The organism is Paenibacillus lacisoli, assembly GCF_030580655.1.
Classification (GTDB): Bacteria; Bacillota; Bacilli; order Paenibacillales; family Paenibacillaceae; genus Paenibacillus; species Paenibacillus lacisoli.
The window spans coordinates 103,482-127,061 of record NZ_JAUQTB010000004.1 but is presented as its reverse complement, the minus strand read 5'-3'; the positions used below and the strand labels follow the sequence as shown (position 1 = coordinate 127,061).

19 protein-coding genes are annotated in these 23,580 nt (G+C 51.2%); 11 read left to right on the top strand and 8 right to left on the bottom strand.

The genetic code is table 11. The features are described 5' to 3' along the window. Positions 1 to 173: 173 nt before the first annotated feature. The 3 genes from gntK to Q5741_RS09990 form a co-directional block, all read right to left on the bottom strand. The gene (gntK, locus tag Q5741_RS10000) at positions 174 to 1,706 is read right to left on the bottom strand and encodes a gluconokinase (protein WP_407074345.1); all 1,533 of its coding nucleotides are present in this window, start codon (positions 1,704 to 1,706) and stop codon (positions 174 to 176) included. A 143-nt stretch (positions 1,707 to 1,849) separates the two neighbouring features. Then, positions 1,850 to 3,211: a GntP family permease gene (locus tag Q5741_RS09995; protein ID WP_305023947.1), complete on the bottom strand. Its 1,362-nt coding sequence runs from the start codon at positions 3,209 to 3,211 to the stop codon at positions 1,850 to 1,852. 195 nt (positions 3,212 to 3,406) lie between these two features. Further along, positions 3,407 to 4,105: a GntR family transcriptional regulator gene (locus tag Q5741_RS09990; protein ID WP_305023946.1), complete on the bottom strand. Its 699-nt coding sequence runs from the start codon at positions 4,103 to 4,105 to the stop codon at positions 3,407 to 3,409. 311 nt (positions 4,106 to 4,416) lie between these two features. Between Q5741_RS09990 and map the strand changes: the two genes are divergently transcribed. The 3 genes from map (at position 4,417) to Q5741_RS09975 (ending at position 7,890) form a co-directional block, all read left to right on the top strand. Further along, positions 4,417 to 5,163, top strand: coding sequence for a type I methionyl aminopeptidase (map, locus tag Q5741_RS09985; protein WP_305023945.1), 747 nt, complete (start codon positions 4,417 to 4,419; stop codon positions 5,161 to 5,163). Between the two features lie 93 nt (positions 5,164 to 5,256). After that, positions 5,257 to 6,276 (top strand): NADP-dependent oxidoreductase, encoded by a 1,020-nt coding sequence (locus tag Q5741_RS09980; RefSeq protein ID WP_305023944.1) that lies wholly within the window; start codon positions 5,257 to 5,259, stop codon positions 6,274 to 6,276. Positions 6,277 to 6,450: 174 nt separating this feature from the next. Further along, positions 6,451 to 7,890 carry a sensor domain-containing diguanylate cyclase gene (locus Q5741_RS09975; protein ID WP_305023943.1) on the top strand — a complete coding sequence of 480 codons (1,440 nt, stop codon included), beginning with the start codon at positions 6,451 to 6,453 and terminating at the stop codon, positions 7,888 to 7,890. Between the two features lie 74 nt (positions 7,891 to 7,964). Here Q5741_RS09975 and Q5741_RS09970 read toward each other — a convergent pair whose 3' ends face one another. Further along, on the bottom strand, positions 7,965 to 8,429 hold the full coding sequence (locus Q5741_RS09970; RefSeq protein WP_407074344.1) for a CcdC family protein: 465 nt from the start codon (positions 8,427 to 8,429) through the stop codon (positions 7,965 to 7,967). Between the two features lie 250 nt (positions 8,430 to 8,679). Here Q5741_RS09970 and Q5741_RS09965 point away from each other — a divergent pair, with 250 nt between their 5' ends. The 5 genes from Q5741_RS09965 to Q5741_RS09945 are packed head-to-tail and all read left to right on the top strand — an operon-like array spanning position 8,680 to position 16,326. Next, positions 8,680 to 9,066, top strand: coding sequence for a response regulator (locus Q5741_RS09965; protein ID WP_305023941.1), 387 nt, complete (start codon positions 8,680 to 8,682; stop codon positions 9,064 to 9,066). 4 nt (positions 9,067 to 9,070) lie between these two features. Beyond that, positions 9,071 to 12,130: an ATP-binding protein gene (locus Q5741_RS09960; protein WP_305023940.1), complete on the top strand. Its 3,060-nt coding sequence runs from the start codon at positions 9,071 to 9,073 to the stop codon at positions 12,128 to 12,130. After that, the gene (locus Q5741_RS09955) at positions 12,127 to 13,806 is read left to right on the top strand and encodes a response regulator (protein WP_305023939.1); all 1,680 of its coding nucleotides are present in this window, start codon (positions 12,127 to 12,129) and stop codon (positions 13,804 to 13,806) included. The genes Q5741_RS09960 and Q5741_RS09955 overlap by 4 nt, the downstream gene beginning before the upstream one ends. Then, entirely contained in the window at positions 13,803 to 14,894 is a 1,092-nt protein-coding gene (locus tag Q5741_RS09950; protein WP_305023938.1) for a HEAT repeat domain-containing protein, read from the top strand. Before Q5741_RS09955 ends, Q5741_RS09950 begins: the two co-directional genes overlap by 4 nt. Then, positions 14,875 to 16,326 (top strand): glycosyltransferase family 2 protein, encoded by a 1,452-nt coding sequence (locus Q5741_RS09945; protein WP_305023937.1) that lies wholly within the window; start codon positions 14,875 to 14,877, stop codon positions 16,324 to 16,326. The genes Q5741_RS09950 and Q5741_RS09945 overlap by 20 nt, the downstream gene beginning before the upstream one ends. Positions 16,327 to 16,408: 82 nt before the next feature. On the opposite strand, the gene Q5741_RS09940 is transcribed toward Q5741_RS09945, so the two are convergent. Then, on the bottom strand, positions 16,409 to 16,978 hold the full coding sequence (locus Q5741_RS09940; RefSeq protein WP_305023936.1) for a TetR/AcrR family transcriptional regulator: 570 nt from the start codon (positions 16,976 to 16,978) through the stop codon (positions 16,409 to 16,411). After that, on the bottom strand, positions 16,975 to 17,697 hold the full coding sequence (locus tag Q5741_RS09935; protein ID WP_305023935.1) for an MBL fold metallo-hydrolase: 723 nt from the start codon (positions 17,695 to 17,697) through the stop codon (positions 16,975 to 16,977). The genes Q5741_RS09940 and Q5741_RS09935 overlap by 4 nt, the downstream gene beginning before the upstream one ends. A 218-nt stretch (positions 17,698 to 17,915) precedes the next feature. On the opposite strand from Q5741_RS09935, the gene Q5741_RS09930 reads away from it, so the two are divergent. The 3 genes from Q5741_RS09930 (at position 17,916) to Q5741_RS09920 (ending at position 19,911) form a co-directional block, all read left to right on the top strand. Continuing rightward, positions 17,916 to 18,140 (top strand): hypothetical protein, encoded by a 225-nt coding sequence (locus Q5741_RS09930; protein WP_305023934.1) that lies wholly within the window; start codon positions 17,916 to 17,918, stop codon positions 18,138 to 18,140. Between the two features lie 498 nt (positions 18,141 to 18,638). Then, positions 18,639 to 19,097, top strand: a complete 459-nt coding sequence (locus Q5741_RS09925; protein ID WP_305023933.1) for an Rrf2 family transcriptional regulator — start codon at positions 18,639 to 18,641, stop codon at positions 19,095 to 19,097. A gap of 187 nt (positions 19,098 to 19,284) precedes the next feature. Beyond that, positions 19,285 to 19,911, top strand: coding sequence for a nitroreductase family protein (locus tag Q5741_RS09920; RefSeq protein WP_305023932.1), 627 nt, complete (start codon positions 19,285 to 19,287; stop codon positions 19,909 to 19,911). Positions 19,912 to 20,045: 134 nt separating this feature from the next. Here the strand turns inward: Q5741_RS09920 and Q5741_RS09915 are convergent, their stop codons facing one another. Both Q5741_RS09915 and Q5741_RS09910 read right to left on the bottom strand, forming a co-directional pair. Continuing rightward, on the bottom strand, positions 20,046 to 20,915 hold the full coding sequence (locus Q5741_RS09915; RefSeq protein WP_305023931.1) for a cation diffusion facilitator family transporter: 870 nt from the start codon (positions 20,913 to 20,915) through the stop codon (positions 20,046 to 20,048). 858 nt (positions 20,916 to 21,773) lie between these two features. Beyond that, positions 21,774 to 23,360, bottom strand: a complete 1,587-nt coding sequence (locus tag Q5741_RS09910) for a stalk domain-containing protein (RefSeq protein ID WP_305023930.1) — start codon at positions 23,358 to 23,360, stop codon at positions 21,774 to 21,776. Between the last annotated feature and the right edge of the window lie 220 nt (positions 23,361 to 23,580).

Sequence of the window (23,580 nt, the reverse complement as noted above, 5' to 3'; positions counted from 1 at the left end):
AATCAGAATGTAATAGCTGTTTAATTTCATTTATGGATATCGCAATTAATATACCACGGAAGCTCCTGCCTGAGTCTGCCGGCTGACAGACAATGCCCAAAAGCCCCCGATCCCGAAGGATGGGGGGCTTTCATACAAAATACATGAAGGTTCATATTCTTATGGAGGCATTACTACATACGGTCCATTTTCTCCTGAAACTCGGCGATATTATCGAATTCCTCTTCGAACTTTCGTGAGATGCGGATATAAATGGGCAGCAGCTCCCGGTAAATGCTCACATGGGAAGGAACAGGTGTGTGACGGTGTGTCGTCCCAATCATGCCCTTCACGGCATTCTCTAGGGAATCGATCCGACCGATCGCATACAGGCCCAGAATGGCGGCGCCGAGGCACGAGCTCTCCAGGCTCTCCGGAATAATGACTTCCTGGTCAAAAATATCAGCCATCAGCTGACGCCACAGGGAGGAACGTGCAAAGCCGCCGGTAGCATGAATAACCGAAGGGCGTCCAATCTGCTCTTCCATAGCCAGCATAACTGTATACAGGTTGAACAGAACACCCTCAAGCGCCGCACGAATCATGTGCTCTTTCTTATGGCGCAGGGTGAGCCCGAAGAAGGAACCGCGGGCGTTCGGGTTCCATAGGGGCGCGCGTTCACCGGACAGGTAGGGGTGGAACAGCAGACCGTCAGAGCCCGGCTTCACCTGTTCGGCAATTTGGGTCAGTACGTGGTAAGGGTCCAGACCGAGACGCTTGGCGGTCTCCACCTCGGAAGCTGCGAATTCATCCCGGATCCAGCGGAAAATCATACCGCCGTTGTTGACCGGACCGCCGATGACCCACTGCTTCTCAGTCAAGGCATAACAGAAGAAACGACCCTTCGGATCCGTAACCGGCTTGTCGACGACGGTACGGATCGCTCCACTGGTGCCGATTGTTACAGCCACCACGCCCGGCTTGATGGCGTCCACGCCGAGGTTGGATAGGACGCCATCACTCGCGCCAACGACGAATGGTGTCGTTGGCAGCAGGCGCATTTCGCGGGCATACACGTCGTCCAGACCATTCATCACGTGGGTTGTCGGTACAAGCCGTGACAGTTTATCCGGTGTAATGCCAGCTACCTGCAGCGCTTCTTCATCCCAGTCCAGCTTCTCCAGGTTCATCATACCGGTCGCTGAAGCCATGGAATGATCGACAACATACTCATGGAAGAAGCGTTCAAATACATATTCTTTAATAGAGATGTATTTGTGTGCAAGTGAAGTAATGTCCTGGCGTTCGCGTGTCAGCCACATGATCTTGGTCAGCGGCGACATCGGATGAATCGGTGTACCAGTGCGGCGGTAGATTTCATGCCCATTTAGCTCTTTTTTCAGTACTTCCGTCCATTTGGCGCTGCGGTTGTCCGCCCATGTAATGCAGTTGGTCAGCGGGGTACCGGCTTCATCGACCACCAGCATGCTGTGCATGGCAGAGCTGAAGGAGACGAACAGCACATCGTCCGCCCGGACGCTGCTCTGCTTCATGACCTCCTGAACCGTCGTTACCACGGCCTTCAGAATCTCATCCGGATCCTGTTCCGCTACCGAGGGAGCGGGGGTATGCAGCGGATAGCCTACACTGAACTGGGAACGGATTTTTCCGCTTTCTTCGAATAGGACGGACTTGGTGCTCGTGGTGCCGATATCAACGCCAATCATGTATTGGGTCAATGGAATCCCTTCTTTCAGACGTTTTGGTTGTTCAAAAATATAGACTATATAGAATAAAAGCCATAAAACGACCCCCGCTGCCGTACAGGCAGCAGAGATCGTACTTATGGAAAGGCTAGTACATGTCTAAGTTAAATTACCACATTTAGAATGAGAATTAAAACGAAGGCCATCAGCGACAGGATCGTTTCCATCACCGTCCATGACTTCAGGGTCTGAGGTACCGACATATTGAAGAACTCCTTAACCATCCAGAAGCCGGCATCATTCACATGGGACAAGATCAGGGAGCCTGCACCTGTAGCAAGGACAACCAGTTCAACGTTGGCGCCCGGAGTCAGGGCCAATACCGGTGCAACGATCCCTGCAGCCGTTGTCATAGCTACGGTTGCGGACCCTGTGGCAACACGGATCAGTGCCGATACGAGGAAGGCGAACACAATGACATTAACATGTGCCCCTGTGGCCAGCTCGGCAATGGCTTGTCCGACGCCGCTGTCGATCAGAACTGTTTTGAACGCACCGCCTGCACCAATAATCAGAATGATGGAAGCCGTAGGTGCCAGACATTCGCTTGTGAACTTGGAAATATCGTGCTTGTTGAAACCGCGTGCATAACCAAGAGTGAAGAAGGCCACCACAGCAGAAATCAAGAGAGCAACAACCTCGTCACCGATAAACTCACAAAATACAGTTAAGCCGGAAGTCGCATTGGGATCTGCAATTTTGGCAATGGAGCCAGCCAGCATCAAAATAACAGGGAGCAGAACCGTGAACAGGGTAATTCCGAAGCCCGGCAGCTTGCGCTCGGCTTTGTTCGTGAACTGCTCAACCAGTTCGGGATTTGGCTGAACCTGAATCCGCTTGCCGATGTAGGAGCCAAAGACAGGGCCTGCCACGATAGCTGTAGGAATACCGACAATCAGCGCATACAGAATCGTGCGGCCGATATCTGCCTGGAAGGCGTCAATAGCGATCATTGGTGCAGGGTGAGGCGGAAGCAGACCATGAACCGTTGACAGGCCAGCCAGCATCGGAATCCCGATTTTGAGCAGCGAGGTATTCGTCTTGCGGGCAACCGTGAACAGAATCGGAATCAGCAGGATAATGCCGACTTCGAAGAAAATAGGAATACCGACGATAAAGGCAACGACCATCATCGCCCAGTGAACACGCCGCTCACCAAAACGGTTGATTAACGTTGTGGCGATTTGCTCGGCGCCGCCGGATTCTGCCATCATCTTGCCCAGCATGGTGCCGAGACCAATGACGATCGCGATGGAGCCGAGGGTTTTGCCAAGGCCGCCGGTCACAGAAGCGATAACGTCTGTGCCTTTCATACCGTTGACGAGACCCAGGAACATGGAAGCAATCAGCAGCACCACGAACGGGTTCCATTTAAATTTGGCGATCAGAACGATAAGCACAACAATGGCTACGAGTGCCCATACGAGCAGGCTGGCGTTGTGGCTCATACCGAATAATGAATCCATAGAAGTAGACCTCCCAGTAAATATAAATTAGGTTGTAAAGCTCGTTGGGTCAATCTATATAAGAATAACCAAATGTGGTTCAATAGATTGCACATTTCAAGAAAATCCATACTTTGTATACTTGTCGACAACTTAGGCGTGATGACCGCCTCCAGCTGTTCTTTGGAACAGGGAAGAGGTACCATCAACTGGGGATTACCGTCCCGTAATTTCACGGTAAGTGGAGAGAACGCTGTCATTAACGGCCAAGCGTGTATCCAGGTAGTGCTCCTGGACAAGCTCGCGTACCAGACGGGCATCTTTACTCCCTAAAGCGTTTACAACTGCCCGGTGCTTGGCGATTGTGTCCTCGGACTGTACAATGTTGCTCTCGAATCTCTTCTCGGTAGCCGCAATCATTACGCTAAGGATGAGGGCACGCAGATTATTCCATGTATGAAGAATCCGGTTGTGCCTGGCAGCCTGGACAAGTGACTCGTGAAAGAGCACGTCCTGATAGGAAAATCCCAGCACGTCCTTATGCTTAAGGGCAATCTCCATACGGTCGATAATCTGGTTCAGCTTATCAGCAAGGTGATTCACATCCTGCCGCAGCAGCCGCTCTGTCACGAAGTTCTCGATCAGCAGCCTGACATCGAACAGTTCCTCCATATCTCCAGGGGTCATGCCGATGACGACAGCACCCATACGTTCCAGTCGGATCAAACCTTCACCGGCAAGCACCTTCAGAGCTTCCCGCACAGGCGAACGGCTGGTTCCAAATTCGGAAGCGAGCTGGTTCTCGGACAGAACCGTATCCGGCTTGTAGAAGCCGCGGATAATCTGAAGTCTTAATTCCCATGTGATGTTCTCGCCCAGCGACGCCCCTTGCAGCCAAGCCGCAGGATAGGGCATAACTCTCAACTCCTATTTAATGAGATGTTGTCGCGTTGCATACTTGTATACAAGTTCAAAGTGATTATAATACGCTTACATCCATTTGTAAACGGTATCAGTCAAATTTGAATCAAAATAGTTTAAACGCTCTCATTCATTCCCGGTGTATCAGGTTTTTCCGGCATATCCGGTGCAGGAGGAATTTACAGGCAGGTCATTTTCTTTTCTATCTGTTACGCGTTACAATATAGCAATCAGACTTTACATGAGATCCGTTGTCTGGAGCCAATCATAATGAAGATTACCCTAACTATAAGGAGAACCTATCCATGATTATTTTGAAGACCCGTGAACAAATTGAGAATATGAAAAAAGCCGGCGAAATCCTCGCTGCCTGTCACCGTGAGATTGCCGGTATGATCAAGCCGGGCATCACGACGATGGAGATTGATGCTTTTGCCGAGAAGTTTATGAAGAAGCATGGTGCCACACCCGAGCAAAAGGGTTATAACGGTTATCCGTATGCGACCTGCGGCTCGGTCAATGATGTCATCTGTCACGGCTTTCCTAACCAGACCCCGCTGCGTGAGGGCGATATTGTAACCGTAGATATGGTTGTGAATTTGAACGGCTGGCTGGCCGACTCCGCCTGGTCCTATGCCGTCGGCGAAGTAGCGCCGGAAACCCGGCGTCTGCTTGATGTTACCAAGGCTTCCTTGTACAAGGGGATTGAGCAGGCGGTGATCGGCAACCGGATCGGTGACATTTCGCATGCCATTCAGATATACGCCGAAGCCGAAGGTTTCTCGGTAGTGCGTGACTTTATCGGTCACGGTATCGGACAGGATATGCATGAAGAACCGCAGGTTCCCCACTATGGACCGCCTCACCGCGGTACCCGTCTGAAAGAGGGCATGGTGATTACAATTGAGCCGATGCTCAACACAGGCACATATCGGGCCAAGGTGGATCAGGACGGCTGGACGGCCCGTACCCAGGACGGGGGCCTGTCCGCACAATATGAGCACACGCTCGCGATTACTGCGGATGGGCCTGTCATTCTGACTGCGCAATAATTGGGTCTGCCAGAGGGCAGTTTCCGAAAAAGGGGTAATATATAGGGTGCAGAACCAAGAAACGTTCCGAGAGGATCGAAGGAGGGTATTCTGATGTCCGTAAACGATAAAATTATTCTGGCTTCACGCCCTGAAGGCGTGCCGTCCCGTGAGAATTTCGAATTCGTCAGCGAACCGCTGCCGCAGCCCCAGGCAGGGCAAGCTCTGGTGCGGACGCTCTATCTGTCTGTGGACCCTTATATGCGGGGCCGTATGAGTGACGCCAAGTCTTATGCACCGCCCTACGCGGTTGGCGATGTCATCCGGGGAGGTGCTGTCGGTCAGGTGATGGAATCCAGTGACCCTCGATTTGCACCGGGCGATATTGTCAGCGGCACCTGGGGCTGGCAGCGTTACGCCGCGGCGGAGACGGCCCATCTGATGAAGGTGGACCCGGCAGACGGGCCCATCTCGACATCGCTGCATGTCGTGGGCATGACAGGCTTAACGGCCTATTTTGGCCTACTGCGTATCGGTGATCCCCAGCCCGGGGAGACCGTGGTTGTATCTGGTGCGGCCGGTGCCGTCGGTATGATCGTAGGCCAGATTGCTAAGATCAAAGGGGCCCGGGTGGTCGGCATTGCCGGCACGGAGCGAAAAGTCCGTTATCTAAAGGAAGAGCTGGGCTTTGATGAGGTTATTGACTATAAGGCTGCTGATAATATCCAGGCCGCTCTGGAACAGGCGTGTCCGAACGGTGTGGATGTCTACTTCGACAATGTCGGTGGAGAAATCTCGGATGCAGTACTCCATCTGATTAACCGCCATGCACGGATACCGGTCTGCGGCCAAATTTCGCTCTATAACCTGCAGGATCAGGATGTGGGACCTCGTATTCAGCCGCTGCTGCTGAAGAATACGGCTCTGATGAAAGGCTTTCTGGTAGGTGATTACGCCGCAGAAGCAGAAGAGGGACGCAAGGAACTCGCAGGATGGGTCAAGAAAGGCCTTATTCAATATGAGGAGAATATCATCGAGGGCTTTGAGAATACGCCGGATGCTTTTATCGGATTGTTCTCAGGAGATAATCTCGGCAAACAGCTGGTCAAGGTCGGTGAGATCACCGAACCATAACCAGGAATTTAGCAGAAAACGTACTGCCGCAGTCGGGCAGTGCGTTTTTTGTCGTTTTATTGTCGAAGAAGAGAGATTTAGGTAAAAAATGCAAGGAATCTTGACGATATTATCGTATAATGATGACAAAGATGACCTGCTGTCAAAGAGTAGGGAAACACTTGGAGGAAAACGATGAATCAATCAGGCCAGGAAGCAGTGCAGCTGCTTCATATTCACTCAGGCCGTAATGAGGTCCGCCTGGCATGGACCGTGGGCCTTTTTCTGCTGGCTGTATCCGCCGCAGTACTTCCTTTCGGCTCGATCATGCTGCCAGAGGTCAAACCTTTTTTACCAGCATTTATTGCCTGGTTTATCCTGGGTGATATTCTTACAGCTTATATGCTGTTCAGCCGCTACCGGGCTTCCAGATCCCTGCCCATGCTGATCTTATCATGTACATATCTTTATACCGGTTTGATTACCATTCCACATATCCTTGTATTTCCGGGTGTATTCAGTCCTACCGGCCTGCTCGGGGCAGGGGATCAGAGTGCCGTCTGGCTGTGGACATTCTGGCATGGCGGGTTTCCTGTTGGCATTCTGGCGTATCTTCTGAGCCAGCGGTTGTACACCAGACCGGTAGAGAGCCGCAAAGTGCTGCTGTATGGTCTGATTGCTGTTGCAGGAACCGTGCTTCTTGTGTTCGCCGTCTATCTGCTTGCGACCCGAGGGAATGACCTGCTCCCTAGGATTATTCAGAAGGGAAATTTCCGTATTCTGATTACCTCGGGCGTTGGACCTGTCGTCTGGGCACTTAATCTGATTGCTCTAGCAGGTACCTTATGGAAGCACCGGGGGCGCAGTATTCTGCATTTGTGGCTTACGATCGCATCCCTGGCCTTCCTGCTCGATGTCACGGTAACCCTCTATTCAGGAGCCAGATACAGCCTGGGCTGGTATGCAGCACGTATTAATTCCCTGGTGGCTGCAACAGCTGTGATCTGTGCTTTGATCTATGAGGTAAACCGGTTGTATGTCCGGCTGGTAAAGCAGCACGATTTGCTTCAAGCTTCACAGACCGAGCTAAAGCAGGCGAATGATCAGCTCTTGAGGCTTTCAAGCCTGGATGGATTGACTGAGATTCCGAACCGGCGGCGGTTTGACGGGGTACTTGCCCTTGAGATGGATGCTTGTGCCCGCAGCGGCAAGCCGCTGTCCCTGTTAATGCTGGATGTCGACCATTTCAAGGCCTATAACGATCATTATGGGCATCAGGGCGGAGACAGGGTGCTGAAGCTGATTGCCAAGCGGCTTGAGCGTGCCATCGATGGAACTAAAGGCACAGCAGCTCGCTATGGGGGCGAAGAATTCGGAATTATACTGCCAGGGTACAGCATGAAGGAGGCGATGATCATCGGGGAGAATATCCGGGGGATGGTTGAGAAGGAGCGTATTCCACATGAGGCTTCCGCCTCCGGCAGCTATGTCACGATCAGTATCGGAGCCTACAGCATCTACCCGTCGATGGATACCCAGCGTGAAGAAATTATCAGCCTGGCTGACCGTGCGCTCTATTCCGCCAAAGCCGGCGGGCGCAATCGTGTGTCCTATAACGGGAGCGCGCAGGCGTAAGGGAAACGACTGGGCGCAGTCCATATACCCACAAAAGGCAGTTCAGGAGTTGATTCCTGTCTGCCTTTATTTTCTTATGATGGACCGCCAGCCTCTTCCAGCGGGATCTGCGGCTGAACCAGACGCTTATAGCGGCTCAGCATGTTAACCCGCCAGTGGAGCAGCGTGCCGAAGGCCAGAATGAAGAACAGGGCCGCCGTCTGCGGTATCGTGATGTAGTGCTCTATAACCTGGTGAAGCAGGAAGCGAACGGCCAGCAGGCCGAGCAGAATGAAGAAAAACATGCGGGACTGCTGTACGACAATTTCATTGCCTACGGTCTCGAACTTGGTTGTCTTGATCAACGGGTATGAGAAAATAAACCAGCCGACCAGAAAAGCAGCCAGTGCCCACAGCAGCGGGATGCGAACTTCCGGCACGACGAACATAAAAAAACCTGTGCTCATGCCGAGCGGGGGGATGATGATTCTCTTGGCGTTAATGGGACGGTTTCTGGTCTTGAAACGGATCAGCATGGCTAACAGCGCAATGGCAACCATGCCTACGGTGCCGCCAATTTGCAAGATGGAGGGACTGATAGAGCCCACTAGGAAGACCCCTCTCTACATTTATATATACGAAAAGCCGATGTGATATTTATTATACCATATTCAGGAGATGGATAGCGCGATAGCGGGATGCTTATGGCTGACTGCCGGCCGTGCAGCTGTGTTATTCACAGGATAGACAAGGTTACTGAAAAATATATCAGCCGCCTCCAATAAGGATGTGGTCGAGGAGTGCATAGTCATGGCCAAAACCCGAATTTTGATTGCAGAAGATGAAGCAGCTCTGCGGTTTCTGCTGACAGAGACGCTGGAGGATGAAGGCTACGAAGTGGCAGAGGCGGAGGATGGCCGTGCAGCCCTCGAGCTGCTGGCCGGGGAAACCTATGATCTGATCATTCTGGATTATATGATGCCAGAACATACCGGCATAGAGGTATGTGAGCGGCTGCGGAGCGGGGACGGGCCGAACAGCGGCAAGCCGGTCATCCTGCTGACCGCCAAGGCACAGGAGCAGGACCGTAAGCGTGCGGAGCAGGTTGGTGTATCCCGTTATATTGCGAAGCCGTTCAGCCCGCTGCAGCTGCTGGATGAAATCGAAGAGCTGCTCTCAGCCGAAGGGCAGGAATAACAGCATGGTGACCCAGCGACAGACATTAACAGGTAAAGTAACTGCTGCGGCCTACCGGCTGATGATAGCATTTGCAATCATTACAGTGGCTGTTACCCTGCTCGTCAACCGCCAGACATCCCGGCTTGACGAGCGCATCACGGGCCAGATTGAGCAGCTGAACCGGATACAGGACATGGAAGAAGTCTTTAACGGCATTGTATCCGCCTTCCGTGGCTATGCTGCTTACGGAAGAGGCGAGTTTCTTGACGATATCGGGAGTAATAAGTCGGAATACCAGGCAATGGTTCAGCGTTATGCAAACAGCTATGGGAGCCTGGAAGGTGAAGCGCAGCGGATTCGCGAGCTGCAGACCCTTAACAGCCAGTATTGGCGTGTGCTGAAGAATGCAATGGATCTCAAGACCATGAATGACATGAAGTCGCTGAATGAGCTCTCCCAGAACCAGGCGACACCGCTGGTCCGCAGTATTGAGAGGGAATTTGACCTGCTGATCAATCAGCAGCGGCAGTCGGTAAGCGATCTCGTTCAGCAGAACAAGAGCATTAACCAGATGATTGTGGCTGTTCCGGTTCTGCTCTTTGCAGGTACAGGTCTGATCGCTTTCCTGCTCATCCGCTATTTGCGGAGGCACGTGATTGAACCTGTCCATCAGATGGAGACAGCTGTCGCACGGATCGGCCAAGGGCATTATTCTCTGATCCAGGCCCCTGGCCGGGAGGACGAGATTGGCCGTCTGATCAGCGGAATCAATCACATGACCCAAGAGCTTCAAGACCGCAGCGAAGAGCAGGAACGCAATCTGCGCCATATGAGAGACCAGCATGATGAACTGGAAGCCCAGAACGAGGAAATTCAAGCCCAGCAGATGGAACAGGAGGAGACACTTGCAAAGCTGACCAAACGGGAAGCGGAGCTCTCTACCATTAATCTGTATCAGGAAGTGCTGACCGGGTTCACCGAAATGTCTCATTTCCTGGAGAAGGCCATTCCGGCACTGCTGGATGCACTCGATCAGGATGCTGCACTTGTGGTCATGGATCGACGCGGTCAGGGCACCGGTTATGAGACGGTATACGCCTCCGGCTATCCTCAACAGGGTTTTGCGATGAACCATGACGGTCTATTCGGTCCGGCTCAGCGGATCTTCTCCGAGCAGCAGCCCTTATTCCGTACCCGGGAACTGTCGGAGGCGGAAGCTGGCGTTCACGGTGCCTACCGCAAGGCATTTGACCAGTATTATCCGCTGGCGGACGAGCAGAATCGTGTAGCCGGATTTTTGCTTCTGACGGCTTATGCTTCGCCGGCCGCAGCACAGGATAACGTGCAGGTGACTGAAGGGCTGGTCCGCCAGTTTGCTCTAGCCCTGTTCGCCCAGCTTGCAGGCGAGGAACGCCGCAGGCAGTCGGCTTCACTGGAACTGCTCAATGAAGAGCTGCTTACCGAGAAACAGCTGCTTGCCGATCAGCGGGATATGATCCAGCAGGTGGTGGACTCGATCCATGAGGCCATCCTGATGTGCAGATCGGATGGACATATTACGTTCGTGAACAAGCAGGCGTCGAGACTGCTCAGCCAAGGCCTGCATGCCGGATCTTCGGTGGAGCTGCTGTACCGGCAGCTGGAATCAGGAGGAGCTGCAGCCGAGGCCGTCCGGCACCAGCTTGCTGCCAACTTGGCCGGAGAGGCCGCCGAGTACAATGAGCAGTTCGCATGGAGCTGCGGGAGTATGGTCCGTTATTATGAGCTTTACATGAATACACTGCAGGAGAAGGGTCATGAGAATCGTTATCTGATCGTGTTTCGGGACCGTACCGAAGAGGAGAAGGCGGATCAGGCGAAAAACGAATTCGTGAGTATTGTCTCCCATGAACTGCGAACCCCGCTGGCGAGTATTCTGGGCTTCATGGAAATTCTGCTGAACCGGGATGTTAAACCCGAGAAGCAGAAGAAATACATGGAGACGATCTATAAGGAATCCCACAGATTGTCTAATTTGATTAATGACTTTTTGGATTTACAGCGAATGGAATCGGGACGTCAGGTTTATATGAAGGTGCCGCTGGATCTAGGGAGTCTGACTGCCGATGTATGTGCACAGTGGCAGGGCAAAGAAGGACACCGGTTGTTGCTGAAGCTGCCGGATCGGCCCTATTATGTGCTCTCCGATGCAGACCGGCTGACACAGGTTTTACACAATATCATCAGCAATGCCATCAAGTATTCCCCGCATTCTCCTGATATTGATGTCTCGATCCGTCTGGAGGGGGACCAGTGTTATGTCGATATTACAGATTACGGTCTTGGTATCCCGGAAGAGGCGAAGGCCAATCTGTTCACCAAATTTTACCGGGTAGATAATACGGATCGCCGCCAGATTGGCGGGACCGGACTTGGCCTTGCGATCGTGAAGGAAATTATGGAGGATCTCGGAGGCGGGGTTACTTTTGTCTCCCGTTTCGGAGAGGGCAGCACCTTTACGGTAAGCCTGGACAGTTACCAGCCCCAGTCCGTCAGCGGCAGGATTGTCGTGGTGGAGGATGACGAGAACTTGGGACGCCTGATCGGAGCTACGTTCGAGAACAGGAACTACGATATTGTCCGCTTCAAGACGGCAGAGGAGGCCCTGCTGGGCATGGAAATCTCGGACGGCGGCCCGCCGCTGCTCCTGATTGTGGATATTCAGCTGGGCGGCATACTGAACGGCTGGGATGTTGTATCCGGGCTGCTGGAGCAGGAGACCTGGAGCAGCGCGCCTGTCATTGTATCTTCTGTGCTGGAGCGTCCCGGTGATTATCTGGAGAAGCCTTTTGAAAAATATCTGCAAAAGCCATTCACCGTGGAACGTCTGCTGGAGCTGGGACAGAGCCTGATCGGACAGGGTGCTCCCCAGGGTAACATTGTACTGCCTGTCCAGAGTGAAACAGCGGTTAAGGAAGCATTCGCTGAGAAGGGAATTCCGATTGGAGACCTGCAGGTGGACAACGATTATATGAAAGTAGATCTTCAGGCCGGCGGCAAGGATCCCGCAAGCCGGACAGATCCTGGACAGGAGAACGAATGAACAAATATCAAAACATGTTTATGGAGCAGATGGAGACACGCATTAACATGCTGCTGCAGCGCCTGCAGGGTGTAAAGGAAAATGAGCTGTACCTGCTGCTCCATTCCATCAAGGGGACCGGCGGGACGATGGGGATGCCGCGGTGGAGCGAGGAAGCTGTTTCTGCCCTGAAGCAGGTGGATGAAGGAAATCCACGGCTCTGGAGCCGGGAGGAGACGGAGCTGCTGCTGCAGCCCTTTGTACATCTGCTGAAGACCAGAACACTGAAACATGGAGACAGCCCTGCGGAACCCGCCGCAGTCGTTGGCCGCCGGCCGCCAGCGGAAAGTGAACCGGGTCATGAGCGTCCGTTCCTTCAGGTTGGCACGCCGATGAAGCCGGGCAGGTCGCTTGTCCTGCTGGTAGATGATGATCTCGGTCTGCTGTGCCTGCTGAAGGATACCCTCGAGGCTCAGGGAATGATGGTGCTGGCTACCCCTTCACCTGACCGTGCACGGGAATGGTTCTACGAGCTGAAGCCGGATTGTGTCGTTCTGGATATCGTGCTCGAGCAGGATAGCGGGTTTAATATCTTGCAGGACATTCGGGAGAAATGTGAGCAGTATCTGGTGCCAACCCTTCTCATGACCGGCAAGAGTGACAGGGACACCCGGCTGCGAAGCTATCGTTCGGGAGCTGACGATTTTATCGTGAAGCCATTCGATCCCGAGGAGTTTGCAGTACGTGTAGAGCGTCAGATCAGCCGCCGGAAGCGTCTGACTTCCATGCTGCTGCTGGATGGATTGACAGGAGTGTATAATGCTACTTTCTTCCGTCAGGAGCTAGAGCGTCACCTGGAAGAGAGCAGTCTGAACAGCCAGCCGCTCACGCTGGCAGAATTGAATCTGGACGGGTTTGCCCGAATCAATGCAGATTACGGATTCGAGGAAGGGGATCGGGTGCTGCAGAGTTTTGCAGCCGGCATTCGAGGCGGACTGCGAAGGCGGGACATATGGGCGCGTGACCGATCCGACCGCTTCCTGCTGCTGCAGCCGGGGCTGAACGAAGAGGAGGCCCGGGCATGTATTCAAGACATGTTGGATACCTTTGGCGCCCGTACCTTCTATGCTGAAGGCCGGAAGCCCTACAGTCTAAGCGTAACGGCTGGTATCGCTTCGGTCCGGACCAGCATGCCGGCTGATGCCGCGCTGGATGAAGCGCATGAAGCACTTGAAGCAGCGAAACAGGGCGGCGGAGGGTACGCCGCCGTCTATCGGACCGGGGCTGCTGCAGCCAAACGTTCAGACAAAATCAGGGTGGCGGTCATTGATGATGATGGCCTTATGCGCAGCATGCTGACGAAGCGCCTGGGTGATCTGGCGGTATACGGACTGGAGGTGCGCAGCTTTGAGAGCGGCGAGCAGTTTTTCGAAGAAAGCTGGCATCGGGAGGGAACCCGCTGCCTTGTTATTCTGGACCGCATGCTGCCCGGCATGAGCGGCATGGATGTACTTCGCCGTATTCGCGGCGACCAGGCTACAGCAAAATATACGGTCATGATGCTGACCGGTCTTGGCGAGAAGTCAGCCGTTGCAGAAGCGCTCCGGGCGGGAACGGATGATTATGTAACAAAACCGTTCGAGCTTCAGGATCTTGAAGCCCGGATTGAACGTATGCTGGGGGAGCTGCTTCTATGAGATGGCTTGAAACATTCATGGAGTGGATGATCGGATTATCGGTTGTTTTATTTGTCTTCCTGCTGCTGATGCTGGTTGCGCTGCTGTTCCGCAACTGCAGACATACCTCCAAGCTGGATCAGCGTGAGCGGCGTTACCGGTGGCTGATGGAAGAGGATTCCCCGCTGGACCGATTTGTGAAGACAGGGGCAGAGTCCCGGCATCTTCACTTAAGGAGCGGGGAATCTGTACCGGCCATCGAACAAGCCCTACTGGAGTCTCTATCCCGTGTTCAGAACTGGGAAGAACGGGCTCGGATTGAGCATTTTGCGGAAGGTTTGCTGCTTGATGATTACAAGGCCAGCCTGCAATCCCGCCGTTGGAACCGGAGGGTCAAGGCGCTGCAGGCTATCGAGAAATTTAGGATAAGCGGTATGAATGATCATCTTAAAATTCTAATGGAACGCAGTATCAGCACCCCGATCGAGCAATTCAAGATCAGGCGTATTCTTGCCCGCAGCGGGGATTCCTCCATCACCGAGCCTGAGTATTGGAAGCACACGGAGGCAGCGGAAATCCAGCAATTGCAGCTCCTTCTCCCTCTCCCGCCGAACTGCTGGGACCGGCTGCTGCTTTATTGGAAAGAATACCCTTTGGGGGTCCAGTGCAGCATGGTGGATGCCCTGCGGATGTTAAATGTACGCACTGCTGAAGTCTTGTCTATCTTCGAGCAGGGCCTTCTCTCAACAGAGGATGAACTGAGGATCAGGTCGCTGAAGGCGCTGGCTAACTTTGGCTATATGACTCCGGAAGGACTGCAGTACCTGCAGCAGCTGCTGGAGCAGAAGAGGGAGCCGTCGGTATTGGAACGGCTCATGCGTGCAAAGCTGATGGGAAGCATCCGTGAGGATGATTTTCTGCCCCGGCTGGAGCTGCTGCTGGGAGACCCGTCCCTGCTGGTGCGCCAGCAGGCGGGTGAAGCGCTGGCCCGGTATCAGGGCGGCATGGAAGAGCTGGAGCGGCTTGCTGCCCTCCATCCGGACCTCTATGCAAGAGAGATGGCGGAGGAGACGCTGGAAAGGAAACATTATGAATGGAAAATGGCCTGAAGTCACCAGCTTTTTCTTTACCGTGGTAAACAACGCGATTGTGGTATATATTTTTCTGCTCACGATTCCTTATCTCGTAATCTATCTGCTTGCAGCGCGCAAGATCTACCGCGAGCACCTGCTGCGGCCTGCTTACGACGAACAGCTTTATGAAGAGCTGGCTCCGCCGCTGTCAGTGCTTTTGCATGCCCAAGCAGGAGCAGTACGAACGGCCGAAGTCATAGAGCATCTGCTGGATATAAACTATCATAGGTACGAAATTGTTGTCGTGGGTGATATGGGTAGAGACGATTCGTTGAACAGGCTGAAAAAAGAATATGATCTGAAAGAAATCCGCAGCAGAATCGCATATTCGGGAAGCGGGCCGGCTTCCAGGCAGGTTCGTGCTGTCTACCGTTCGGAGCGACACCGCCATGTGATTATCGTAGACCAGGCGGATACAGGTACAGCATCTGCACTGAATGCAGGACTTGCTGTAGCCCAGTACCCTTATGTGGCTGCTCCCGATCTGTCGGAGAGGGCGGAGCTCGACCGGGATGCTTTCCGCACACTGGTGCGTCCGCTGATGGAGACCCCTTTGGGAACAGAGGTGGTTGCAGTCGGTGGTTCTTCCGGTTTTATCAACACAGGCGACCTCGGGTTTACCGGCAGGAAAGAGACACTGCCGCGTCATCCCTTAGTCGTCATGCAGGTGATTGAGTATCTGCGCCGTTCCCTGCTGGGAAAAGTCGGGACAAGCCAATACCACCTGCTGACTGCTGTCTCCGGAGCTTTTGCCTTATTCAAACGGAGCTGGGTCATCGAAGCCGGAGGTTATCAGGCCGAAGGTCTGGACAAGGATTTGGACCTAATTCTCCGCATCTACCGTCTTACCATGGATAAAGGCAGCCTGGCGAAAGTGGTGTATGTCCCGGAGCCGGTCTGTTGGCGGGAGGCACCGGCTTCACTGTCCGTTCTCCGCAAACAACGGTCCCGAGGCCAGCAGGGAATCTTCGCTATACTCTGGAAAAATAAAAGCATGCTCTGGAACCGCCGCTACGGCCTGACCGGTTTTGTGTCCGTGCCGTATTTCATTCATACCGAGATTATCGGACCGATCCTTGAGCTGTGCGGTGTACTGCTGATTCTACTAGGATTTACGACCCGCCTCGTCGCGACGGAGATCAGCATTGCTCTGACGGTCATGATGCTGCTGTACGGCTCTCTATTGTCGGCAGGTGCTGTGCTGATGGGTGAATGGCGATTCCGGCGATACCGTCATGGTTTTGATCTGCTGCGTCTATTCGGCCTTGCGATGACGGAATCGATCTGGTTCCGCCCGCTGATGATGGTATGGAGATGCGAGGGACTGCTTAAGGCACTGCTGAGCCTGTCGCCGGCAGGCGAACGCGCCGACACCGTCCCCGTTGCAGACCGGAAGACAGCCGAATGATAAAACCCCGTCCAAGTTTGGACGGGGTTTTCGCTTTATTTCCAACTTGCTTAACATCATCATGAACAGGTTAAAGGCCCTGTTAACGCAGAGGATCATTAAGACTGCGCAGGAAGCTGTTGAGCAGGCGGTTTAGACTTTCTGCGGGATCGAAATCCATACCATAGGCCCTCTGCCGTTCGAGAGAGACATAACCATGAGCCATCATACGCAGGCCGCGGACCGCATGGAGCGCGTCCAGATCATTGAGCTTATAGGACTGCATGGCCTGGAGCATCAATGTCAGAAAGTGCTGACTGACGGCTTCGAGCTCCGGCTCATGCGGCTCTGGTGCAGCGAAGGTGCAGTCATACAATCCCGGATGGCGGACGGCAAACGAAATATAGGCATCGCACAAGGCGCGAACTGCATCATCACCTGCACGTCCGACGACAGCGTCCGTAAGTTCACTGACGAGCATACGGGTACCGTGAAGCGCAAGCGCCTGCCGCAGTGCAGGCAGACCTTCGATATGATTATAGAGAGACGGGGAGCGGACACCTAACCTCTGGGCGAGCGAAGAAAGCGTGACAGCCTCCATGCCCTCCGTATCTGCAATGTCGGCGGCAGTCTGGATTAACGTCGTGCGGTCAAGTCCTGGCCGGCGGCTCATGAGCCAGCACCTGCTTTCAGCTTGCGTTCGGCCTGTGCAATGGCTTTGTTCATCACGGCCCCCGGTTCTGGGAGAAGGCTGCCATGACCAACGGCAAGAACAGATGGATGCAGGGCGGCGAGCCGCTTGGCGCTGGTAAGGGCAATAGGTGCGTTCCAGGTTGCCATGGCGGGGAAGGGAAACAGCGGGCGCAGGATACCGGATACGGCTGCACCGCCCCGCAGTTGAAATGCATCTCCGGCAATCAGCACACCGCTGCGCGTATCGAGGTAGGCCATATGTCCGGGGGTATGGCCCGGAGTCGCAACCGCCTGCAGAGAGCCAATCCGGTCACCGTCTTCCAACAGAGTGTCCGGCTGGGTTATAATCCCGCGCGGCAGGCTGCCCTTTACCGGAGTCTGTGGTTCGCCGGGGAGAAGGGACCCATCACCTGCCAGCAGACAGGCATCCCGTCTGGAGATGTACACGTTGGCATCGGGAAGGGCAGCCTTCAGTCCATCCAGCGCACCGACATGATCACCATGTGCATGGGTCAATACCAAGCGCTGGATCGGCTTGCCGCTCTGCCTGGCAAACTCCAGAATGCCCTTCAGACTGAAGGGCATTCCGGCATCAATGAGGGTGAGTCCATCATTTTCCTCAACCAGATAGACATTGACGGGGAATAACCGTGGTAGAAAAGCCAATTGATAAACCGAGTGGGTTTGGGTAACACGCATAATTGTCCGCCTCTTTCCTTTTACTAATGATATTAGTATATTAACTAATCTTATTAGTTTTATCAAGTGTTGTTGGCGTATTTCTTGTCTATCTATTCTATATTTTTCCTTTAATAAGTATTTATTAGAAAAAAGGGCTGCAAATAGATGAAGGAATTCCAAATATAGGTTAATAATATGTATATAGTGAATATAAATGCAGGAAGGGGGCGGTGGATATGAGTGACTGTAAGCAGTGGGCGGCATTGTCCGGCATGTATGGTTTTGCGGCTTCCGTTCTGTACGCGGTGCTGCTGATTGCACCTTATCTAAACATCGTTGTATGGGCAACGGGAGCACTGCTGGTGTTTGCCTGTGTGCTTCATATTGTGTATGGGCTGCGCAGCAGCGTGGAAGATAACGGATTGGGAGAGATGAGCGGTGACATACAGAATCATAAATAATCATTTTTATACATTGCTGGATACCTCTTTGTTTGATCCCGGTCTTATCTTGGTTTGTCCGCTTCCACCTCCCTTCTGACGGATAGGGACGTTATCCGGAGGAGTATTCTTTATCAGGTGGACAGACAGAGCGATTTCCCTTCAACTGACCATACGACAGCCGAACTCTTCCAGCCTCACGGAGGGAGCCTTATCCTCAGCGAGGAATTAATCCGGGAGTGCGTAAATTTCGATCAATCATTATCCTTTACGCGAATTGCCATTATAGGCAGTGAGCTTTTCATGTCTAGAGATAAACGATAACCCGATTTCCCCGTAAATCCCCTTCATTCATCCGTTTTTGTTCCATTTTGTCAGGGCCTTCCCTTTATTGACCCCCATCTTACCGGAATTTGATGCCGTCAGCGCATTGTTGAATCATTCAATTTTTAAACTTTTCAGTTGACAGCTTTGAACTGTTATTTTTATAATAACAGTAACTTGAAAGGCGGTACGGATATGACCAGTGAATTTACCATTGCCGTACATTGTCTCGTGCTGCTTAGTATGAAGCAGAAGGAGATGGCGACGAGCGACTGCCTGGCAGCCAGTGTCAGCACGCATCCAGCCAGGGTACGCAAGGTGCTCAGCCTGCTGCGCAAGCAGGGATATGTTACGACCAGGGAAGGGGCCAGCGGAGGTTACCAACTCGCCATTGCTGAAGACGAGCTCACGCTGGGTGATCTGTACCATCTGCTGTCAGAAGGTTCCCTTAAGCCGAACTGGTGCAGCGGACAGAAGAACTCACCATGTGAGGTAGGCTCCAATATGACAGACGTCATGGAGCAGATTTATTGCGGGGGCGAATCGGTACTGCGCGATTATTTCAGCCGGATTACCCTTCAGGATGTGCGTGAGCAGATTGAAGCCCGTTCATCACGGAGAGATTTCCTCCATCTTGGTGGGGATGCAGAGTAAGTACAGGTCAGCGGTATTTGTCTGAAGAGCAGATTCTGCGGTTGTGACGTGAGCAAGGCTGGCAGGAGTCTTGTTGACGTTGTTTTCGCAAGCCGTGCGATCGTTAGAGAGCAGGCCTGGTGGACCAGGAAAACAATCTTGATGTCGAGCAGATATAATTTAATAAAAATATTGGGAGTGTGTGATTATGTCCATTACGCAACAAAATGAAACCCTTCGCGTGATCAGCGAACGTCATGCCGTGAAAAAATATGATTCAAGCGCAGCTCTGCCTGCCGAGCATCTGGAGGCTATCCTGACAGCGGCTTCCCAAGCTCCATCCGCCTGGAACCTGCAGCATTGGAAATTCCTCGTGATTGAAGATGCAGCTGACAAGCAAACGCTGCTGCCAATCGCTTATAATCAGCAGCAGGTCGTGGACAGCTCGGTTACGATTGCTGTTCTGGGTGATCTGGAAGCTAACCGTAACACGGTCATCTATGACCAGGCTGTTGATGCCGGCTTCCTGGCTGCTGAAATTCGTGATGCCCTGGTGGGTCAGATTAACGGTGCTTATGCCAACCCGCAGGTAGCCCGTGATGCTGCCATCCTGAACTCTTCGCTGGCTGCACAGAATATCATGCTGGCTGCCAAAGCGCTGGGTTATGATACCTGCGCTATGGGCGGATTCAGTGCACCACAGCTGGTAGAAAAGTTTAACATTCCGGAGCGCTACATCCCGGTTATGCTCATTACCGTGGGTACAGCCAAAGAACCGGCTCGTCCATCCGGCCGCCTTCCATTGTCTGAAGTGGTCGTAAAAGGCAGCTTCTAATTTGAAATTTCTATGAATAACCGGCTCTCAGCCGACCATCAAGCGTGTGTCCCTTTGAAGGGATACACGCTTTTTTCTGCATCCTAACCAAACTATTTCTGCAACTACAGGGTCTTATTCATGTTTACAAGCTTTTACTCTGACAACCTCTCATCCTCCGGCTCCAGATGAATCAGCACCTGTGCGTGGTCAAATTTCTGCCGAATAGCCTGCTCGATCCGGTCGCATAGACGGTGGCCTTCTCCAATCGGCATCGAGGACGGGACGACCAGGTGGAAATCAACAAACTCTTCCGGGCCGGAGCGGCGGGTACGCAGATCATGCACTTCAATATACTCGTGTTCGAACAGGCGGATTGCCTGGCTGATCTGCTCTTCTTCTTCAGCAGTTAAGCTGGCATCCAGCAGCGGCGGGAATGACTCTTTCAGCAGCCTGTATGCCTCTGTCATAATATACGCGGCCAGGATGATACCGATAATGGGATCAAGATATGTCCAGCCGGTTAGTGTGACAAGCAGCAGGCTGAGCGCTACCCCGAGCGAGGTATAGACATCTGTAAGCAAATGAAGGGCATTGGACTTCATGGCTACAGAATGGTTTTCGACCGCCGTTTTGTTAACTTTTCGGGAGACGAAAAAGTTAATGGCTGCCCCGAGCAGCATCACGAGGATCCCGAGCAGCGGCAGCTGAATTTCACTCGGATTCAACAGCTTATGCACACACTCGTAGATAATCCAGATCCCGGCTACGAAGATCAGGATCGTTTCGATGGTGCCCGAAATATTCTCGACTTTGCCGTGACCGTAGGGATGCGTCTTATCCGCTGATCGGCTTGACAGTCGTACGGAAAAGAAGGCGATCAATGAAGCGACTAAATCCAGCGCAGAATGGATCGCTTCCGAGATAATGGCGACTGAGCCGGTCACAAAACCGACAATCAGCTTAAGAATAACGATAAAGCTGTTGCTGAGCACCGATAGGAAAGCAACCTTCGATCCATTCATGAGGAACACAACCTTTAAATAAAATTTAACAACTGATGTGCACAGATCCTTGAGGCTTGAAGCAGCCCAATGCCATACGGAGCGGAAAAGTTCTGTTCCGACAATCTCCTGTTGTGAAAGGAGTAATCAACCGCTTGTACACACATGTCCTGTGTTCTAGTTTTACCCGCTGGGGGAACGCTTAACCTTTTCGCTCAGCGCATACTCTTGTAAGTCTACATAACCATATGCTTTTCGTAGATCCTTGGTGTAGTTTCGTGCTTCCCTTTGAAACCAAGTGCATATATCCGATCATCCTCGTTAAGGATATGCTGTTCGTTAAAACAAGGAGTGGATCGGTTACACTTAGTTGGACATAAAAAATAAGGGCTTGTAGAATAAAACTATCATGTTAAGGAGCAGATCTCTACAATGCCCAAACAACAACGACGCACATTCACAACCGAGCGCAGAAAATAGTTCGCATGTTCCCATAACTGAGATATTCCCAACGATTCATAGCAAGATTTTTGAGCGGTTCCGTCATTAAAAGTTTATAAGTTGGTGGCTCATCTAATGTTCTAACTGGATTATTGAGTACCATCATCCCCGCCAAAAGCGGCATAAGACTTTTCGATTAGTACGGTATTGAAGCCAAAATAGGTTATAACACCAATAAGTACGAAACCACCCCCAATGCTATTTTTTTCTTCAATTTCATGGTTTTTTCAACCTACTTTACCATTAGGTTATTTCATTTAAATGCAATAATAAATCGATTTTCGGTTCTATATTGCTTTATCAAATATGAACGAACTTTTAGATGTTTAAAAAATATAAAAAGAGAATGGATTAGACTCCACTCTCTTTTCATACTACCTATTTCTTTTTACTAACGATTACCGAAATACTTCGTTCACCATCGACAATTTTAACCTCACGATTGTCTAAGGTAAATTTCGTTCCAACATACTTTGATACATCTTTTCCATTAACACCATCATTGATAATGTTCCACAACTTCATATAGTTGTTTGGAAAATAGAACTTGAACAATTCCCTTGCAATATAGGGAATCTTATTGCTGTCATGAGCATTTTTCTTCTCGCCGTACCAAGCCTTGAATTCAATGTTTACATAGGATTCAGGGTGTGAACCAACAATGATCTTTTCACCAATTACATTTCCATCTTGTTTGTAAACATTGAAAGCATAGCCACCCGTAAATCCAAGTTCTTTTTCAAGAATTTTAGTATCTTTGGCACCGTCATCTGTTGAAGTAGACTTGATTTTAGGTGGTGTCCATCCAGCAGGAGGGAGATACCCAAGATCAGGTTTCCACGTCTCAGATGGTTTAGGATTAGGTGTTGGGGTTGGAGCTGGTGTGCTCTGAACAGGATCCAAAGATGCTGGAGCTTTACCTACAATTACAAAATTCGAATTTCCTTCGGTTTTAAGCTCAAAATTGTATCCCAAAACCTCTTTCAGAAATTCAACTGGAACATAGAGCTTACCACCTAACACAGTAGGTTTCATTGGAACAGGAACATTGACTGTTTTGATGACCTTCGTTGAAATCGGAATGGATTTTCCATTTACCATAGCGGCAGATCTGCCTAAGTAAATAGTGATTCCAGTTCCATCTTTCTTCGTAATCATAGCTGAATTAGGCTTATCAAACCAAGTCAGCTTATCACCCATACCTTTTACTGCTGGTTCAACAGGTACAAACATGGTTTCGGCACGACTGATCGGTTGTCCTTCACTTTTGGCAACTTGAACTTGATCTACATACATAGTATGTAGATTGACATCAGAACTCACGGGTACTTCACCTAATTGGTAAATTGTCAATTGAGTAACGTCAGAATATAGGAGGGGGCGTGGTTGTAACTCTTCTTTCCCAAATTCGTATAGGTTTTTAATAAACTGCACTGCTTCCGCACGAGTAAGCGACTCCAAAGCTTTAAACCCTGTTATAGTAAGTTTATTGGGATCTGATCCACTTGCTAACTTATTATCATACATAAATTGTATTGCATGATCCCCCTCGTAATGTTTGCCTTGGGTTGAAGTTATTAATTCAGCAACCTCTAAACGAGTAATCAGTTCATTTCTTTTTTCGATTTCCTCGGAACCATCAAGCAAGTAGTTATTTTGATAAGCAATCTCATAATAACTGTCTGCCCAGTTACCTGTCTTACTGCTTTGTACATCGGGCAAATATGTGCGAATGAGCATCGTTAAAAATTCCGCTTCTGATACCGTCTTGTTCGGTTTAAAGGTTCCATCCTCATAGCCTGTTACAATATTCTGATTAATTGCCCATTTGATGGTTGCCTTTGCCCAATGTGTTTCAAGGTCAGATAAATTAGTATTCTGATTAGCGTTAACATTCTGGCCACCGAAAATCATTATTAGCATTGATACAATTGTAAATGAATAAAATATTCTCTTCTTCTGCATAAAGTCCCCCTATTATTCTATGCTATTATTGTATGCTTTCAACTTTTATATCGAACTATAGATCCTAATACTTTAGGTTATGTAGTTCTTAAACTCTACTTTTGAAAAAATAGTAGTTCTTAAGATTCAAAAAAATAGGATTATTAAGGAACTTTTCCCTAAAATTTCATATTAAATATGCCGGTAAAATATCAATATAGGTCTTTAGTCTATTTCATTT

What these genes read in the sequence shown, in the direction of transcription:
- gntK (WP_407074345.1), bottom strand. Translation starts at nt 1,706, where the DNA reads ATGATTGGCGTTGATATCGGCACCACGAGCACCAAGTCCGTCCTATTC.
- Q5741_RS09960 (WP_305023940.1), top strand. Translation starts at nt 9,071, where the DNA reads ATGGTGACCCAGCGACAGACATTAACAGGTAAAGTAACTGCTGCGGCC.
- Q5741_RS09945 (WP_305023937.1), top strand. Translation starts at nt 14,875, where the DNA reads ATGAATGGAAAATGGCCTGAAGTCACCAGCTTTTTCTTTACCGTGGTA.
- Q5741_RS09955 (WP_305023939.1), top strand. Translation starts at nt 12,127, where the DNA reads ATGAACAAATATCAAAACATGTTTATGGAGCAGATGGAGACACGCATT.
- map (WP_305023945.1), top strand. Translation starts at nt 4,417, where the DNA reads ATGATTATTTTGAAGACCCGTGAACAAATTGAGAATATGAAAAAAGCC.
- Q5741_RS09915 (WP_305023931.1), bottom strand. Translation starts at nt 20,915, where the DNA reads ATGAATGGATCGAAGGTTGCTTTCCTATCGGTGCTCAGCAACAGCTTT.
- Q5741_RS09970 (WP_407074344.1), bottom strand. Translation starts at nt 8,429, where the DNA reads ATGGTTGCCATTGCGCTGTTAGCCATGCTGATCCGTTTCAAGACCAGA.
- Q5741_RS09975 (WP_305023943.1), top strand. Translation starts at nt 6,451, where the DNA reads ATGAATCAATCAGGCCAGGAAGCAGTGCAGCTGCTTCATATTCACTCA.
- Q5741_RS09910 (WP_305023930.1), bottom strand. Translation starts at nt 23,360, where the DNA reads ATGCAGAAGAAGAGAATATTTTATTCATTTACAATTGTATCAATGCTA.
- Q5741_RS09965 (WP_305023941.1), top strand. Translation starts at nt 8,680, where the DNA reads ATGGCCAAAACCCGAATTTTGATTGCAGAAGATGAAGCAGCTCTGCGG.
- Q5741_RS09940 (WP_305023936.1), bottom strand. Translation starts at nt 16,978, where the DNA reads ATGAGCCGCCGGCCAGGACTTGACCGCACGACGTTAATCCAGACTGCC.
- Q5741_RS09920 (WP_305023932.1), top strand. Translation starts at nt 19,285, where the DNA reads ATGTCCATTACGCAACAAAATGAAACCCTTCGCGTGATCAGCGAACGT.
- Q5741_RS09935 (WP_305023935.1), bottom strand. Translation starts at nt 17,697, where the DNA reads ATGCGTGTTACCCAAACCCACTCGGTTTATCAATTGGCTTTTCTACCA.
- Q5741_RS09925 (WP_305023933.1), top strand. Translation starts at nt 18,639, where the DNA reads ATGACCAGTGAATTTACCATTGCCGTACATTGTCTCGTGCTGCTTAGT.
- Q5741_RS09980 (WP_305023944.1), top strand. Translation starts at nt 5,257, where the DNA reads ATGTCCGTAAACGATAAAATTATTCTGGCTTCACGCCCTGAAGGCGTG.
- Q5741_RS09930 (WP_305023934.1), top strand. Translation starts at nt 17,916, where the DNA reads ATGAGTGACTGTAAGCAGTGGGCGGCATTGTCCGGCATGTATGGTTTT.
- Q5741_RS09990 (WP_305023946.1), bottom strand. Translation starts at nt 4,105, where the DNA reads ATGCCCTATCCTGCGGCTTGGCTGCAAGGGGCGTCGCTGGGCGAGAAC.
- Q5741_RS09950 (WP_305023938.1), top strand. Translation starts at nt 13,803, where the DNA reads ATGAGATGGCTTGAAACATTCATGGAGTGGATGATCGGATTATCGGTT.
- Q5741_RS09995 (WP_305023947.1), bottom strand. Translation starts at nt 3,211, where the DNA reads ATGGATTCATTATTCGGTATGAGCCACAACGCCAGCCTGCTCGTATGG.